13 protein-coding genes are annotated in these 16,365 nt (G+C 67.1%); 8 read left to right on the plus strand and 5 right to left on the minus strand.

The window, feature by feature from the left end; all coding sequences use genetic code 11:
* Nucleotide 1 precedes the first annotated feature (1 nt).
* The 5 genes from CAG29_RS01895 to gcvH all read left to right on the plus strand — a co-directional run bounded on the left by CAG29_RS01895 (nucleotide 2) and on the right by gcvH (nucleotide 5,804).
* Entirely contained in the window at nucleotides 2–1,219 is a 1,218-nt protein-coding gene (locus tag CAG29_RS01895) for a 2-octaprenyl-3-methyl-6-methoxy-1,4-benzoquinol hydroxylase (RefSeq protein WP_170929955.1), read from the plus strand.
* Between the two features lie 180 nt (nucleotides 1,220–1,399).
* A complete protein-coding gene (locus tag CAG29_RS01900; protein WP_085581060.1) occupies nucleotides 1,400–2,404 on the plus strand; it encodes an extracellular solute-binding protein in 1,005 nt (334 codons plus the stop codon).
* 111 nt (nucleotides 2,405–2,515) lie between these two features.
* Entirely contained in the window at nucleotides 2,516–4,132 is a 1,617-nt protein-coding gene (locus CAG29_RS01905; RefSeq protein WP_085630137.1) for an iron ABC transporter permease, read from the plus strand.
* A gap of 156 nt (nucleotides 4,133–4,288) precedes the next feature.
* Nucleotides 4,289–5,371, plus strand: coding sequence for a glycine cleavage system aminomethyltransferase GcvT (gene gcvT / locus CAG29_RS01910; protein WP_085693800.1), 1,083 nt, complete (start codon nucleotides 4,289–4,291; stop codon nucleotides 5,369–5,371).
* Between the two features lie 49 nt (nucleotides 5,372–5,420).
* Nucleotides 5,421–5,804: a glycine cleavage system protein GcvH gene (gcvH, locus tag CAG29_RS01915; protein WP_085581054.1), complete on the plus strand. Its 384-nt coding sequence runs from the start codon at nucleotides 5,421–5,423 to the stop codon at nucleotides 5,802–5,804.
* 55 nt (nucleotides 5,805–5,859) lie between these two features.
* Here the strand turns inward: gcvH and CAG29_RS01920 are convergent, their stop codons facing one another.
* A complete protein-coding gene (locus CAG29_RS01920) occupies nucleotides 5,860–7,002 on the minus strand; it encodes a DegT/DnrJ/EryC1/StrS aminotransferase family protein (protein WP_085655873.1) in 1,143 nt (380 codons plus the stop codon).
* 154 nt (nucleotides 7,003–7,156) lie between these two features.
* On the opposite strand from CAG29_RS01920, the gene gcvP reads away from it, so the two are divergent.
* Entirely contained in the window at nucleotides 7,157–10,030 is a 2,874-nt protein-coding gene (gcvP, locus tag CAG29_RS01925) for an aminomethyl-transferring glycine dehydrogenase (protein ID WP_085581050.1), read from the plus strand.
* A gap of 254 nt (nucleotides 10,031–10,284) precedes the next feature.
* Here the strand turns inward: gcvP and CAG29_RS01930 are convergent, their stop codons facing one another.
* The 3 genes from CAG29_RS01930 to CAG29_RS01940 all read right to left on the minus strand — a co-directional run bounded on the left by CAG29_RS01930 (nucleotide 10,285) and on the right by CAG29_RS01940 (nucleotide 12,889).
* Nucleotides 10,285–10,602, minus strand: a complete 318-nt coding sequence (locus CAG29_RS01930; protein ID WP_085581048.1) for a DUF2388 domain-containing protein — start codon at nucleotides 10,600–10,602, stop codon at nucleotides 10,285–10,287.
* Nucleotides 10,603–10,673: 71 nt separating this feature from the next.
* Entirely contained in the window at nucleotides 10,674–12,458 is a 1,785-nt protein-coding gene (locus CAG29_RS01935; protein ID WP_085581046.1) for a GspE/PulE family protein, read from the minus strand.
* Nucleotides 12,459–12,550: 92 nt separating this feature from the next.
* Nucleotides 12,551–12,889: a hypothetical protein gene (locus CAG29_RS01940; RefSeq protein ID WP_085581044.1), complete on the minus strand. Its 339-nt coding sequence runs from the start codon at nucleotides 12,887–12,889 to the stop codon at nucleotides 12,551–12,553.
* Between the two features lie 126 nt (nucleotides 12,890–13,015).
* Here CAG29_RS01940 and CAG29_RS01945 point away from each other — a divergent pair, with 126 nt between their 5' ends.
* The gene (locus CAG29_RS01945; RefSeq protein WP_085581042.1) at nucleotides 13,016–13,480 is read left to right on the plus strand and encodes an Lrp/AsnC family transcriptional regulator; all 465 of its coding nucleotides are present in this window, start codon (nucleotides 13,016–13,018) and stop codon (nucleotides 13,478–13,480) included.
* An 88-nt stretch (nucleotides 13,481–13,568) separates the two neighbouring features.
* Here CAG29_RS01945 and CAG29_RS01950 read toward each other — a convergent pair whose 3' ends face one another.
* Nucleotides 13,569–14,936: an inorganic triphosphatase gene (locus CAG29_RS01950; RefSeq protein WP_085581039.1), complete on the minus strand. Its 1,368-nt coding sequence runs from the start codon at nucleotides 14,934–14,936 to the stop codon at nucleotides 13,569–13,571.
* 155 nt (nucleotides 14,937–15,091) lie between these two features.
* Here CAG29_RS01950 and argE point away from each other — a divergent pair, with 155 nt between their 5' ends.
* On the plus strand, nucleotides 15,092–16,249 hold the full coding sequence (gene argE / locus CAG29_RS01955; protein WP_085581037.1) for an acetylornithine deacetylase: 1,158 nt from the start codon (nucleotides 15,092–15,094) through the stop codon (nucleotides 16,247–16,249).
* The last annotated feature ends 116 nt before the right edge of the window (nucleotides 16,250–16,365 follow it).

Raw genomic sequence — 16,365 nt, forward strand, 5'->3', positions numbered from 1 at the left:
AATGCGCGCAGATCTGCTGATTGTCGGAGCCGGAATGGTCGGCAGCGCCTTGGCGCTGGCGTTGCAGGGCAGCGGGCTGGAAGTCCTGCTGCTCGACGGCAGCCCGTTGAGCGTCAAACCCTTCGATGCGCAGGCGCCGTTCGAACCGCGGGTCAGCGCCCTGTCGGCGGCCAGCCAGCGCATCCTCGAGCGCCTGGGCGTGTGGGACGGCATCGTCCAGCGCCGCACCAGCCCCTACACCGACATGCACGTCTGGGACGGCAGCGGCACCGGGCAGATCCATTTCTCGGCCAGCAGCGTGCACGCCGGCGTGCTCGGCCACATCGTCGAGAACCGCGTGGTGCAGGACGCCTTGCTCGACCGTCTGCACGACTGCGACCTGGGCCTTCTGGCCAATGCCCGGCTGGAGCAGATGCGCCGCTCCGGCGACGACTGGCTGCTGACCCTGGCCGACGGCCGCACCCTGCGCGCGCCGCTGGTGATCGCGGCGGACGGCGCCCACTCGGCGGTGCGCCGCCTGACCGGCGTCGCCACCCGCGAATGGGATTACATGCACCATGCCATCGTCACCAGCGTGCGCAGCGCCAAGCCGCACCGGATGACCGCCTGGCAGCGCTTCACCGACCACGGCCCGCTGGCGTTCCTGCCGCTTGAGCGTGACGGGCAGCAGGACTGGTGCTCGATCGTCTGGTCGACCACCCCAAGCGAGGCCGAGCGCCTGATGGCGCTGGATGAAACGGCGTTCTGCCGGGAGCTGGAGCGGGCGTTCGAAGGCTGCCTGGGCGAGGTCGTCAGCGCCGACCCACGCCTGTGCGTGCCGTTGCGCCAGCGGCACGCCAAGCGTTACGTGGCCGAAGGCCTGGCGCTGATCGGCGATGCGGCGCACACCATTCACCCGTTGGCCGGGCAGGGCGTGAACCTCGGTTTCCTCGACGCCGCCGTGCTGGCCGAGGTGCTGCTGCAGGCGGCCGAACGCGGCGAACGCCTGGCGGACGTGAAAACGCTGAGCCGCTACGAACGCCGGCGAATGCCGCACAACCTGGCGCTGATGGCGGCGATGGAAGGCTTCGAGCGCCTGTTCCAGGCCGATCCGCTGCCGCTGCGCTGGCTGCGCAACACCGGGCTGAAGATGGTGGAGCAGATGCCGGAGGCCAAGGCACTGTTCGTGCGTCAGGCGCTGGGGCTGACCGGGGACTTGCCGGACCTGGCCAAGGCCTGAGAAAGGGATGGCGGCTGACCCGCCGCCATCACCAGCAGGCTGGCTCCCACCCGGATGCGGGGTGATGGCGAATCCCGGGCTGTGCAACATCTGGTAACTCCTTCGAACAGCGTTCGATTGAGTCGGTAAATGTGAGTCCTTATCATTTGGCCCACTTTTCCCGACCGAGAGACCGCTCCCATGTTGGCACCCAAGCGTCTTCTGACCGCACTGGCCCTGACCCTGATCGGCAGCACCGCCGCCCAGGCCGCTGACGAGGTGGTGGTCTACTCCTCGCGCATCGACGAACTGATCAAGCCGGTGTTCGACGCCTACACCGCCAAGACCGGAGTGAAGATCAAGTTCATCACCGACAAGGAAGCGCCGCTGATGCAGCGGATCAAGGCCGAAGGCGACAACGCCGTCGCCGACCTGCTGCTGACCGTCGACGCCGGCAACCTCTGGCAGGCCGAGCAGATGGGCATTCTCCAGCCGTTCACCTCGAAGGCCATCGACGCCAACATCCCGCAGCAGTACCGCGCCTCCAGCCATGCCTGGACCGGCCTGAGCCTGCGTGCCCGCACCATCGCCTACTCCACCGAGCGGGTGAAGCCGGGCGAACTGACCACCTACGAAGCCCTGGCCGACAAGAACTGGGAAGGCCGCCTGTGCCTGCGCACGGCGAAGAAGGTCTACAACCAGTCGCTGACCGCCACGATGATCGAGACCCACGGCGCCGAGAAGACCGAGAAGATCCTCAAGGGCTGGGTCAACAACCTGTCCACCGACGTGTTCTCCGACGACGTCGCGGTGCTGGAGGCGATCAACGCCGGCCAGTGCGACGTGGGCATCGTCAACACCTACTACTACGGCCGCCTGCACAAGCAGAAGCCTGACCTGCCGGTGAAGCTGTTCTGGCCGAACCAGGCGGACCGCGGCGTGCACGTCAACCTGTCGGGCATCGGCCTGACCAAGCATGCGCCGCACCCGGAAGCGGCCAAGGCGCTGGTGGAGTGGATGACCACGCCTGAGGCGCAGAAGATCTTCGCCGACGTGAACCAGGAGTTCCCGGCCAACCCGGCGGTGAAACCGTCCGAGGAAGTGGCGGCCTGGGGTCAGTTCGTGGCCGACACCCTGCCGGTGGAAGTGGCGGGCAAGCGCCAGGCCGAGGCGATCCGCATGATGGACCGGGCCGGCTGGAACTGATACCGACCATTCCCGTACCCTGCGTCGCATCGCCGAAAGCGTGACGCAGCGCGTCACAGAATGTGTGCCCACGCCGAGCGTGGGCACAGTCATTTGAACGAGAGTCTTTACTTGGCCCACCCCGCCCAACGCCGCTGGTATCCCATCGTCTTCGCCATCGCCGCGCTGGTGCTGCTGCCCCTGAGCGTCCTGCTGCTGTCGTGGCAGAGCGTCGATGCGCAGATCTGGTCGCACCTGTGGGACACCCAGATGCCGCGCCTGTTGGGCAACACCCTGACCCTGGTGCTCGGCGTCGGCGTCGGCGTGACGCTGTTGGGCGTGAGCCTGGCCTGGCTCACCAGCCTGTGCGAGTTCCCCGGCCGGCGCTGGCTCGACTGGGCGCTGATGCTGCCGTTCGCGGTGCCGGCCTACGTGCTGGCGTTCGTGTTCGTCGGCCTGCTGGACTTCGCCGGCCCCGTGCAGACGTTGATGAGGGAGTGGTTCGGCAGCGGCCTGCGCCTGCCCCGGGTGCGCTCCACCGGCGGGGTGATCGTGGTGCTGGTGCTGGTCTTCTATCCCTACGTCTACCTGCTGGCGCGCACCGCGTTCCTGGCCCAGGGCAAGGGCCTGATGGAAGCGGCGCGGGTGCTCGGCCAGTCGCCGTGGCAGGCGTTCTGGCGGGTGGCGCTGCCGATGGCGCGGCCGGCCATCGGCGCGGGCGTGGCGCTGGCGCTGATGGAGACCCTGGCGGATTTCGGCGCGGTGTCGGTGTTCAACTTCGACACCTTCACCACCGCCATCTACAAGACCTGGTACGGCTTCTTCAGCCTGTCGAGCGCGGCGCAGCTGGCCAGCCTGTTGCTGCTGGCGGTGATGCTGGTGCTGTACGGCGAGCGCCGTGCGCGCGGCGCCAACCGGGCAGGCAACGAGCGGCCGCGGGTCAAGGCGCTGTATCACCTGCGAGGCCCCAAGGCCTGGGCGGCGACCGGGTGGTGCGTCCTGGTGTTCGCTTGCGCGTTCGTCATCCCGGTGCTGCAACTGGCGGTGTGGTTCTGGCGGCGCGGGCGGTTCGACCTGGATGAGCGCTACGCCGGACTGATCCTGCACACGCTTTACCTGGGGGCGCTGGCGGCGCTGATCACCGTCGGTGTGGCGCTGCTGCTGGCCTTCGCCCGGCGCCTGGCGCCGACGCCGGCGATCCGCTCCGGCGTCAGCCTCGCCAACCTCGGCTACGCCTTGCCCGGGTCGGTGCTGGCGGTGTCGATCATGCTGGCCTTCAGTTACCTGGACCGGGTGCTGGTGATTCCGCTGTCGGCCTGGTTGGGCGGGGCGGGCAAGCCGTTGCTGCTGGGCAGCCTGGCGGCGTTGCTGTTGGCGTACCTGGTGCGCTTCATGGCGGTGGCCTACGGGCCGCTGGAAAGCAGCCTGGCGCGTATACGGCCTTCTTTGCCCGAAGCGGCACGTAGCCTCGGGGTGGGTGGGCCGCGGTTGTTTTTCAAAGTGTATCTGCCGCTGTTGCTGCCGGGCACGTTGAGCGCAGCGCTGCTGGTGTTCGTCGATGTGCTCAAGGAAATGCCCGCGACCTTGCTGATGCGCCCGTTCGGCTGGGACACGCTGGCGGTGCGGATCTTCGAGATGACCAGCGAAGGCGAGTGGGCGAGGGCGTCGTTGCCGGCGCTGACCCTGGTGCTGGTCGGGCTGTTGCCGGTCATCGGCCTGATCCGCCGTTCGGCCCACCGAAACGGCTAGGTGCCAGCCCCGTGCCTTGCGGCTACAATGCGCGGCATTCGGTGCGGTCAGTCTGACAGAAACAGTTGCTGAGATCGGCTCAAGGCCTTGTGTTCCAAGGCTTTCATCCTGTGCAGCGGCTGCCCGCGCCTTCGCCACGCCCGGAAGGAGAAACCCATGGGACAGCGTACGCCTCTGTATGACCTTCACCTCGCCCTCGGCGCGAAGATGGTCGATTTTGGCGGTTGGGACATGCCACTGCATTACGGCTCGCAGGTCGAGGAGCACCACGAGGTGCGCCGCGATTGCGGGGTGTTCGATGTTTCCCACATGACCGTGTTCGATGTCACCGGCCCCCAGGCCAAGGCCTGGCTCCAGTACCTGCTGGCCAACGACGTCGAACGCCTGCACAGCCCCGGCCGTGCGTTGTACAGCGCCATGCTCAACGAGCGCGGCGGCATCGTCGACGACATGATCGTCTACCGCCTCGACGACGGTTACCGTCTGGTGGTCAACGCCTCCACCCGCGACCAGGACCTGGAGTGGATGCAGGCGCACCTGCCCGGCCTCGACGTGCGCCTGCGCGAGCGTCCCGAACTGGCGATGCTCGCCATCCAGGGCCCGCAGGCCCGGCACAAGGTGGCTGAACTGGTGAGCCAGTCCCGCGCCAACCTGATCCATCACCTCAAGCCCTTCGAAGGTCGCGCCGACGGCGAGTGGTTCATCGCCCGCACCGGCTACACCGGCGAGGACGGGCTGGAGATCGTCCTGCCGGCCGCCGAGGCGCCGGATTTCTTCAACGACCTGGTGGGCGCTGGCATTTCCCCCATAGGCCTGGGCGCCCGCGACACCCTGCGGGTCGAGGCCGGCATGAACCTGTACGGCCAGGACATCCACCAGGACGTTTCGCCGCTGGCCTCGAACATGGCTTGGAGCATCGCCTGGGAGCCGGCCACCCGCCGCTTCATCGGCCGCGATGCGCTGGAGGCCGAAAGGGCCGCCGGCGTGCAGCACAAACTGGTGGGCCTGGTGCTGGAGGAGCGCGGCGTTTTGCGCGCCCATCAGGTGGTGCGCATCGCCGATGTTGGCGAAGGGGAGATCACCAGTGGTAGTTTCTCTCCTACGCTGAGCAAGTCGATCGCCCTGGCGCGTCTGCCGATGGCGACCGCCGACCGCGCCGAAGTGGAAATCCGCGGCAAATGGTATCCGGTGCGGGTGGTCAAGCCGACCTTCGTGCGCCACGGCAAAACCTTGATCTAATCTATTGCGGCGGGTACGACCGCTGACCTAATCCTTGAGGACACCGAAGATGAGCAATATCCCCGCCGACCTGCGTTACGCCGAAAGTCATGAATGGGCCCGCCTGGAAGCCGACGGCACCGTCACCGTGGGCATCAGCGACCACGCCCAGGCTGCGCTGGGCGACGTGGTGTTCGTTGAGCTGGCTGAAGTGGGCAAGGTCTTTGCCGCCGGTGATGCGGCCGGCGTCGTCGAGTCGGTGAAAGCTGCCTCCGACATCTATGCGCCGGTGGGCGGCGAGGTGATCGCGGTCAACGAAGAACTGGCCGATTCGCCGGAGCTGCTGAACGAAGAACCTTACGACTCGTGGATCTTCAAGCTCAAGCCAAGCGACAAGTCCGAGCTGGACAAGCTGCTCGACGCCGCCGCCTACAAGAAGGAAATCGGCGAGTAACCCCAGCGCGACACCCCGAAGCCCCGATCCGTCGGGGCTTTTTCATGCCCGCCGTTCAGGCGCCGCGCAGCACGGCCTTCACCGCCGCCACCGAGCGTTCGACGTCCGCCAGGGTCATGGCGGTGAACATCGGCAGTGACACGATCAGCCGGCCGACCCGTTCCGCCACCGGCAGCATGCCTTCCTTGAAGCCGCGCTCGCGGTACAGGCTCAGCAAGTGGATCGGCGGGTAGTGGTAGCCGATGCCGATGCCCAGGGCCTGCATCTGCTCCATGAAAGTCGCCCGCGCCGGCTGCCCGTCCTGGCGTTCCGGCAGCACCAGCTGGAACAGGTGCCAGTTGCTGTTCTCGAAGTCCGCCGGGGGCAGCTGTGCGCCGAAGGTCGCTTCGAAGTCGTCGCCGAAGCAGCGGAAGTAGTGCCGGGCGAGTTCGCGCCGGTGCGCGGTCAGGGCCTCGATGTGGGCGAACTGGCCCAGGCCGATGGTGGCGGCCACGTCGGTCATGTTGAACTTGCCGCCCAGCACATCGACGTCCAGACCGTCGAAGCCGTTGCGGGTGACGCCCTGCAAGCGGTACTTCTCCGCCAGCCGTGCCTCTTCGGGGGTGTTGAGCACCAGGCAACCGCCCTCGGCGCAGGTGACGTTCTTGTTCGCCTGAAAGCTGAACGACACGAAGTCCCCGGTGGCGCCGATGCGCCGGCCGTTCCAGCTGGAGCCCAGGGCCTGGGCGGCGTCTTCGACGATGCGCAGGTTGTGCCTGCGGGCGATGGCGTACAGGCGCTCCATGTCCACCGGCAAGCCGGCCAGGTATACCGGGATGACCGCTTTGGTGCGCGGGGTGATCGCCGCTTCCAGCCGGTCAAGGTCGATGTTGCGGGTCACCGGGTCGATGTCGGCGAACACCGGTGTCGCCCCGACCTCCAGGATCACGTTGGCGGTGGCCACCCAGGAGATCGGCGTGGTGATCACCTCGTCCCCGGGGCCGATGCCGGCGATGCGCAGGGCGATCTCCATGGTGCAGGTGCCGGAGTTGAACGTGCGCACCGGGCGCCCGCCGAAGTAGTCTGACAGTTGCGCTTCGAAGGCCTGGACCTTCGGCCCGCTGGTGATCCAGCCCGAGCGCAGCACATCGCCCACAGCGGCGATGGTGGCGTCGTCGATGACAGGTTTGGAGAACGGCAGGAACGGAGGTTGGCTCATGGGGATCGGTCGTCCATTGGTGGGGCCGGATGCAGGCTGCACAGCATGCGCCTGCCCGGCGCGTCGCGCCAAGCCGTCCGTGACGGCATCGGCTGCTATGCTGGTTTGACCGTGTCGCATTGACGCCGAGCGCCAGCCAAGAAGAGAGCCCGTCATGTCCAAGATGCCGTCCTTGAGCCAGTTACGCGACCCCCAGGCCTTCCTCCGTCGCCACCTGGGGCCCGATGCCGCCGAACAGCAGGCGATGCTCGACAGCCTGGGCCTGGGCAGCCGCGTCGAACTGATCGAGCAGACGGTGCCGCCGGGCATCCGCCTCAACCGTGAACTGGATCTGCCGCCGGCGCTGGACGAACAGGCCGCCCTGGCGAAGCTGCGCGGGTACGCCGAGCAGAACCAGGTCTGGATCAGCCTCATCGGCATGGGCTACCACGGCACCGTCACCCCGGCCGTCATCTTGCGCAACGTGCTGGAGAACCCCGGCTGGTACACCGCCTACACGCCGTATCAGCCGGAGATCGCCCAGGGCCGGCTCGAAGCGTTGCTCAACTTCCAGCAACTGATCATCGACCTCACCGGCCTGGAACTGGCCAACGCCTCGCTGCTCGACGAAGCCACCGCCGCCGCCGAGGCCATGGCGCTGGCCAAGCGGGTGGCGAAGTCCAGGAGCAACCTGTTCTTCGTCGACGAGAATTGCCACCCGCAGACGATTTCCGTGGTGCGCACCCGCGCCGAAGGCTTCGGTTTCGAGCTGATTGTCGAGGCTGTGGATAACCTCAAGCAGCATCAGGTGTTCGGCGCCTTGTTCCAGTACCCCGACACCCACGGCGAAGTCCGCGACCTGCGGCCGCTGATCGACCACCTGCACGCGCAGCAGGCGCTGGCCTGCGTGGCCGCCGATCCGCTGAGCCTGCTGTTGCTGACCCCGCCGGGCGAACTGGGCGCGGACGTGGTGTTCGGCTCCAGCCAGCGCTTCGGCGTGCCGATGGGCTACGGCGGCCCGCACGCGGCGTACTTCGCCACCCGCGAGGAGCACAAGCGGGCGATGCCGGGGCGGATCATCGGGGTGTCGAAGGACGCCCGCGGCAACGTCGCACTGCGCATGGCCCTGCAGACCCGCGAGCAGCACATCCGCCGGGAGAAGGCCAACTCGAACATCTGCACCGCCCAGGTGCTGCTGGCCAACATCGCCGGGTTCTATGCGGTGTACCACGGGCCGGAGGGCCTCAAGCGGATCGCCCAGCGGGTGCACCGGCTGACGTGCATCCTCGCCGCCGGTCTGGCCCGGCATGGCGTCGACCGGGTCAACGACCACTTTTTCGACACCCTCACGCTGGAGGTGGGCGGTGCGCAGACCGCGATCATCGAAAGCGCCAAGGCCGCGCAGATCAACCTGCGGATCCTCGGCCGCGGACGGCTGGGCCTGAGCCTCGACGAGACCTGCGACGAACAGACCGTGGCGAAATTGTTCGATGTGCTGCTGGGGGCCGATCACGGCCTGAGCGTCGAGGCGCTCGACGCGGAGAACGTGGTGTCCGGGATCCCTGACGCCCTGCAGCGCAGCACGCCGTACCTGCGCCACCCGGTGTTCAACGCCCACCACAGCGAAACCGAGATGCTGCGCTACCTCAAGCAGCTGGAGAACAAGGACCTGGCGCTCAACCAGTCGATGATCCCGCTGGGCTCCTGCACCATGAAGCTCAACGCCACCAGCGAGATGATCCCGATCACTTGGCCGCAGTTCGCTCATCTGCACCCGTTCGCCCCCCGGGAGCAGGCAGTCGGCTACACGCTGATGATCGAGGAGCTTGAGCGTTGGCTCTGCGCGATCACCGGGTTCGACGCGATCTGCATGCAGCCCAACTCCGGCGCCCAGGGCGAATACGCCGGGCTGCTGGCGATCCGCAAATACCACGAGAGCCGGCAGCAGGGCGGGCGCGACATCTGCCTGATCCCGTCCTCGGCCCACGGCACCAACCCGGCGTCGGCGCAGATGGCGGGGATGCGGGTGGTGATCGTCGAGTGCGACGACGCCGGCAACGTCGACCTGGATGACCTCAAGGCCAAGGCGGCCGAGGCGGGGGACAAGCTGTCCTGCCTGATGGCGACCTACCCCTCGACCCACGGCGTGTACGAGGAGGGCATCGGCGAGATCTGCGAAGTGATCCACCGGCACGGCGGCCAGGTGTACATGGACGGCGCCAACCTCAACGCCCAGGTCGGGCTGGCCCGGCCGGCGGACATCGGCGCCGACGTGTCGCACATGAACCTGCACAAGACCTTCTGCATTCCCCACGGCGGCGGCGGGCCGGGCATGGGCCCGATCGGCGTGCGGGCGCACCTGGCGCCGTTCGTCGCCAACCATCCGGTGGTGCCGCTCGACGGCCCGCAACCGCAGAACGACGCGGTGAGCGCCGCGCCGTGGGGCAGCGCGAGCATCCTGCCGATCAGCTGGATGTACATCGCCATGATGGGGCCGCAACTGGCGGACGCCAGCGAAGTGGCGATCCTGGCGGCCAATTACCTGGCCCGGCACCTGTCCGGCGCCTTTCCCGTGCTGTACACCGGCCGCAACGAACGGGTGGCCCACGAGTGCATCCTCGACCTGCGGCCGCTCAAGGCCCTCACCGGCATCAGCGAGGAGGACGTCGCCAAGCGTCTGATGGATTACGGTTTCCATGCGCCGACCATGTCCTTCCCGGTGCCGGGCACACTGATGGTCGAACCGACCGAGAGCGAGTCGAAGGCCGAACTGGATCGGTTCATCGGCGCCATGCTCAGCATCCGCGCAGAGATCACCGAAGTGCAGAACGGCAACTGGCCGGCCGAGGACAACCCGCTCAAGCACGCGCCGCATACCTTGGCGGACATCACCGGGGTGTGGGAACGGCCCTACAGCATCGAGCAGGGCATCACCCCGGATGCGCACACCAGGGCGCACAAGTACTGGCCGGCGGTGAACCGGGTGGACAACGTCTACGGCGACCGGAACCTGTTCTGCGCGTGCGTGCCGGTGGACGACTACCGCTGAACCCCTGTGGTCGCTGGCGGTGGGTCAGGCACGGGTGATGCTGGATGTGCCGGCCTCATCGCTTGCAGGCAAGTTCCCACAGGTCTTTGCGGTGGCCGCAGATCCTGCATGCGCTCCGCGCACTTTGTGGGAGCCAGCCTGCTGGCGATGGCGTCAGCCCAGGCCCCACAGGGCGAAACCCACCCAGTCGTTCCCGCAGAAACGCGGGCAAAAAAAATGCCGCTCCCGGGAGCGGCATTTCTGTGGGGCAAGGCTTACTCGGAAGCCACGGCGTTCTTCGCCAGGATCGCGTTCGCCAGTTCCATGTCCGACGCCTGCAGGCCCGGGTTGTCGGCGCGGACCTTCTGCATCGCGGCTTCCAGGTACGGGCCGCGGATGCTGCCTTCGCTGGCGACGAAGCTGCCGGCATCGTCTTGGGCGGCGACGATCAGTTTGTGGTCCTTGAAGGTCAGGTAGGTCGAGCCGGTGGTGGCGCCGGACGAGATGACGTTACGCCAAAAGCTGTCGGCCATCGCTGAACCAACGGGAAGGGACAGCAGGGCAAGGGTGGCGACAGCAAGTTTGAGACGCATGGTGGATGACTCCGCTGGGGGGTGATGACTGTGCCGTTGGATCGCCGCTCCCGGGTCGAGTTCCGTGACGGCTAGCGCTGCTCGCTCTGCGGCGTCACCCGCAGCACTTCCTCGATGGTCGTCAGCCCCGCCGCGACCTTCTGCGCCCCCGACAGCCGCAGGCTGCGCATGCCTTCCTTGAACGCTTGGCGCCGGATGGCCGTGAGGTCGGTGTCGGGGGTGATCAGGGCCTTGAGGCCGTCGCTCAGTTGCATGATCTCGTAGACGCCGGCCCGTCCGTGGTAACCGGTGTCGCGGCATTCCAGGCAGCCGACGGAGCGTTGCGCGTTGCCCGGCAGCGGCGCCTGCCATGGCCGGGTCAGGGACTGCCAGCCGTCGTCGTCGAGGGTGAGCGGCGCCTTGCAGTGCGGGCACAGGGTGCGCACCAGGCGCTGCGCCATGACCCCGAGCACTGTGGCCTTGATCAGGTAATGCGGCACGCCGAGCTCCAGCAGGCGGCTGATGGCGCTGGGCGCGTCGTTGGTGTGCAGGGTCGACAGCACCAGGTGCCCGGTGAGGGCGGCCTGGATCGCCATCTCGGCGGTTTCCAGGTCGCGGATCTCGCCGATCATGATGATGTCAGGATCCTGCCGCATCAGCGCCCGCACGCCGGCGGCGAACCCCAGGTCGATGTTGTGCTGCACCTGCATCTGGTTGAACGCCGGCTCGACCATCTCGATCGGGTCTTCGATGGTGCAGAGGTTGACCTGGGGCGTCGCCAGCTTCTTGAGCGTGGTGTAGAGCGTGGTGGTCTTGCCCGACCCGGTGGGCCCGGTCACCAGGATGATGCCGTTGGGCTGGCGGGTCATGTCCTGCCAGCGGCGCAGGTCGTCGGCGGAAAAGCCCAGCTGGTCGAAGTCCTTGAGCAGCACTTCGGGGTCGAAGATCCGCATGACCATCTTCTCGCCGAACGCCGTGGGCAGCGTCGAGAGGCGCAGCTCGACCTCGCCGCCGTCCGGGGTCTTGGTCTTGACCCGGCCGTCCTGGGGCTTGCGCTTTTCGGCGACGTTCATCCGGCCCAGGCTCTTGAGGCGGCTGACGATGGCCATCGTCACCTGCGGCGGGAACTGGTAGACGTTGTGCAGCACGCCGTCGATGCGAAAGCGCACCGTGCCTTGCTCGCGGCGCGGCTCGATGTGGATGTCGCTGGCCCGCTGCTGGAACGCGTACTGGAACAGCCAGTCGACGATGTTGACGATGTGCGCGTCGTTGGCGTCCGGCTCCTGGTCGCTGGCGCCGAGGTTGAGCAACTGTTCGAAGTTGCCCAGGTGGCCGCCCTGCTGGTCGGCGCTGCTGGCGCCGCTGACCGACTTGGCCAGGCGGAAGAACTCGACGCTCAGGCGCTGGATGTCCGCCGGGTTGGCCACCACCCGCTTGACCGGCAGCTTCAGCACGTGGGTCAGGTCGGCCTCCCAGCCCCGGACGTAGGGCTGGGCGCTGGCCACGGTCACCGCGTCGCGGTCGACGGCCACCGCCAGGATCCTGTGGCGCTGGGCGAAGGCGTAGGACATCAGCGGAATGACGGCCGCCACGTTGATCTTCAACGGGTCGATGCGCAGGTACGGCTGGCCGGCCTGCTGGGCCAGCCACAGGGTCAGGCCTTCCAGGTCCAGGTGCCGGCCCGGGCGGCTGAGGTCGTCCAGCTGCTGGCCGGCGATGAACTCCAGCGGGTGCAGGGGGTTGTGGGCGCCTTGGCGGCGGCGCGCGTTCAGCGCCTGTTCGGCGGCGTCCTGGCTGATGAAGCCCTGGGCCACCAGTTCACGCAAGACATCGTTGAGATCCAGCCAGCGATCCTGAGCGGCGAGTTGAACGGACATGCGGACACCTTTTGAACGACAGTGCGCCAAAGGATAGCCGCGGCCCCGCAGACCGTTGGGCCACTACCGGGCGCAAGCCGTTTCGGGATCTTTCAGCCAGCCGCCTGCACCGGTGCCGTCCGCGCCGCATCGGCATTGTGCAGCGTGACCGAACAGACGCTGACCAGGTTGCCCAGCTTCTGCGCGATCACCTGGGCGCGGTGCCAGCTCAGCCCGCCCATGACGATGTCGATCGACAGCAGGTCGTCCAGCCGCTGCAGGTTGAACTGTTCAGGCGTCAGGCATTGCAGGGCGAACAGGTTCAGCACGCGCACCGGCAGATCCGGTTCGGCTTCGGCGAGGATCCGGTATTGCGCCAGGCAATGGGCGTTGCGCGCGCTCCACGCATCGGCGCGGGGCGAGGGGGTGTTCACGGCTTCGAGGTGGGGCATGGCGGCTCTCCGGATTCGGTGGAGAAATTTTTGCACGCTGCGCCGGGCATTTCTTATCTAAGATGGGCAAATTGGCGGATTGGCCGACAGGTTCTATTTCGCATCTGATGATTGTGAGGATTATTTATGCACAGCGAGCTGGACAGCTACGACCGGCGCATTCTCGCCCTGCTGCAAGCGGACGCTTCCTTGTCCAGCGCGCAGATCGCCGAACAGGTGGGGCTGTCGCAGTCACCCTGCTGGCGGCGGATCCAGCGGATGAAGGAGGAGGGGATCATCCGCGGCCAGGTGACCTTGCTCGACCGCAAGAAGATCGGCCTGAACACGCAGATCTTCGCCCAGGTGAAGCTCAACGCCCACGGCCGCTCGAACTTCACCGAGTTCACCGAGGCGATCCGCGGCTTCCCGGAGGTGCTGGAGTGTTACGTGCTGATGGGGGCGGTGGACTTCATGCTGCGCATCGTCGCGGCGGACATCGAGGCGTACGAGCGGTTCTTCTTCGAGAAGCTGTCGCTGGTGCCGGGGATTCAGGAGGTGAATTCGATCGTGGCGCTGTCGGAGATCAAGTCGACCACCAGTCTGCCGGTCTGAGGGTCTTCGTCGAGGGGGAGGGCCTCATCGCGAGCAGGCTCGCTCCCACAGGGGATTTGTGGGAGCCGGCCTGCCGGCGATGGCGGGATCACAGGCGCAGCAGGGTCTTCCAGGCGCGGTTCTGATAGACCGCGATCGCCTGATGCTTGCGGGCATCGAGCGCTTCGTCGGTGATCGGCTGGTTGGCCAGTTGCGCCAGTTTGTTCAGTTCGCCGTACAGGCGATCCATTTCGGCGATCTCCAGCACGTCGCGCGCGTGGTGCAGCCACACCTGGATGCGCTCGATGCGCGGCAGCTGTTCGGCCAGGTCTTCCGGCTGCTGCTGGTAGCGCTGCAACTGCAGCGAACCGGCTTCTTCGCTCAAGAGGCGAGGCAGCCAGCTCTGCAACTGGGCCGAGCCCTGGCGGTCGCCGCGGGTGGTGCGTTGGGCGGTCCAGCCGCGGGCCAGCAGCCAGCGTGAGGCGTTCAGCGAGAACAGGCCCCAGCGCGGGTCTTCCAGCTCTTCGAGGAACTGTTCCGGCGCGGCCTTGCGCACGTCTTCGTCGTCCAGGCCGGCCTGCACCAGCGGGCGCCAGTCTTCCAGCAGGGCGTCGAGCGCCGCGCGCAGGTCGTGGGTCGACGGTCGCGGCGCGGCCTGGCCGAGGCTGCTGAGCAGGGCGCGCAGTTCCGCCAATTGTTCGACCCAGTCCTGCAGCAGGCGCCAGTGGCCGTTGAAGCGATACTGTTCGGCCAGCCGCTGGCTGCTGCCGAGCAGGTGCCAGCCCAGGGCGGCGAACGCGTCGTCGAGCGGGGTCTCGGCGGTCAGTTGCGGCGCCGGCAGGCTCAGCGAGTAGCTGCCGGCGTCGTACAGGCGGTAGCCGCGCTCGGCCTTGCTGATGTCGCACGGCATCAGGGCCAGGGTCTCGGCCAGTTCGGCGGCCAGTTCCAGCAGCGCGGCGGGTTCGCCTTCGCGCAGTTCCAGTTCCAGCTCGCAGATTTCTTCTTTCTGTTTGCCGACCACCACGTGGCCCAGGTCGAGGGCGGCTTCGATGACCACCTTGGCCTTGCCGCGGCCCCAGGCGATCTCGGCGCGCTCGCGGACGAAATCGGTGGTGAAGATCGGCTTGAGGGTTTTCTTGTCCAGTTCCGCGAGGGACTCGGGCCAGCATTCGCCGTCGAGCTTCTTCACATCGAGCTTGGCCTTGGCCAGGTGCCAGTCGTACTCGTTGCGCTCGGACAGGCCGGCGACGCTCTGGCCGCGGGTCTTGAGGGTCTGGATCACTTCGTCGCCGTCCTTGCGCAGGCGCAGGGCGACCTTGGCCTGGGCCAGGTCGCGCTCGGGGGTGTCGAAGTACTGGTTCATCAACTCACGGCGTTCCCAGCCATTTTTGTTGCGTTTCTTCAGGAGCGGGTGCTCGCGCAGGGCGGCGAGGGTTTCGCGGCTGACGCGGAGTTTGATTTCGGTTTCTTTCTGCATGGCCGGAAAATCCAGGATCGGGAGCGCAGCCGGGGGATGCGCGGCTGCCAAGGCCGTGCAGTGTACAGGACTCACGGGGGCTGCGCCTTGCGGCGGTTTATTCCGGGCGCCGGATGGCTCTATGATGGACTTCAATCCGGGAGTGGGAGCCAGCGATGCCTTTGCCGTCCATGAAAGACCAGTTCGCCGCGCTGATCGCCGTGCCGTCGGTCAGTTGCACCCAGCCCAGCCTGGACCAGTCCAACCGGGCCGTGATCGATCTGCTGGCGGGATGGCTGGGCGATCTGGGGTTCGCCTGCGACATCCAACAGGTCAGCCCCGGCAAGTTCAACCTGCTCGCCAGCTTCGGCAGCGGCCCCGGCGGCCTGGTGCTGGCCGGGCACAGCGACACGGTGCCTTACGACGACGCGCTGTGGCAGACCGACCCGCTCAAGCTCACCGAGGCCGACGGCCGTTGGATCGGCCTGGGCAGCTGCGACATGAAGGGCTTCTTCGCCCTGGTCATCGAAGCCGTGCAACCGCTGCTGGAGCGGCCGTTCAAGCAACCGCTGCTGATCCTCGCCACCTGCGACGAGGAAAGCTCGATGGCCGGCGCCCGGGCCCTGGCCGAAGCCGGGCGGCCGCTGGGGCGGGCGGCGGTGATCGGCGAACCCACCGGGCTCAAGCCGATCCGCCTGCACAAGGGCGTGATGATGGAACGCATCGACATCCTCGGGCAGAGCGGCCATTCGTCGGATCCGCGTCTGGGCCACAGCGCCCTGGAGGCCATGCACGACGCCATCGGCGAGCTGCGCGGCCTGCGCCTGTTGTGGCAGCGCGAGTTCAACAATCCGCAGTTCAGCGTGCCGCAGCCGACCCTCAACTTCGGCTGCATCCACGGCGGCGACAACCCCAACCGCATCTGCGGCCAGTGCTCGCTGGAGTTCGACCTGCGGCCGCTGCCGGGCATGGATCCCAAGGTGCTGCGGGCCGAGATCCTGCAGAAGCTCAATCCGGTCGCCGAACGGCACCGGGTGAAGATCGACTACCGGCCGCTGTTCCCTGAGGTGCCGCCGTTCGAGCAGGCCGAAGGGAGCGAACTGGTGCGCATCGCCGAGAAGCTTACCGGCCATGCCGCCGAAGCGGTGGCGTTCGGCACCGAAGCGCCTTATCTTCAGCGCCTGGGCTGCGAGACCCTGGTGCTGGGTCCGGGCGACATCGCCTGCGCGCACCAGCCGGGCGAATACCTTGAAATGTCACGTCTGCAGCCTACCGTGCAACTGTTGCGGCAATTGATTGAACATTACTGCCTGACCCCGGACAAAAACCTGTAGGCACCCGCTGTGTTTTATCCAGACAAACGCGGTAAATTGCCGCCAATCCAACCCGTATTCATGAGGAGAGCGCGCGTGTCGCCAAGCCTGTTCCGACGATAACCATCAGCCCGCTG

It is taken from the genome of Pseudomonas sp. B7(2017) (genome assembly GCF_002112745.1).
GTDB lineage: Bacteria > Pseudomonadota > Gammaproteobacteria > Pseudomonadales > Pseudomonadaceae > Aquipseudomonas > Aquipseudomonas ekonensis.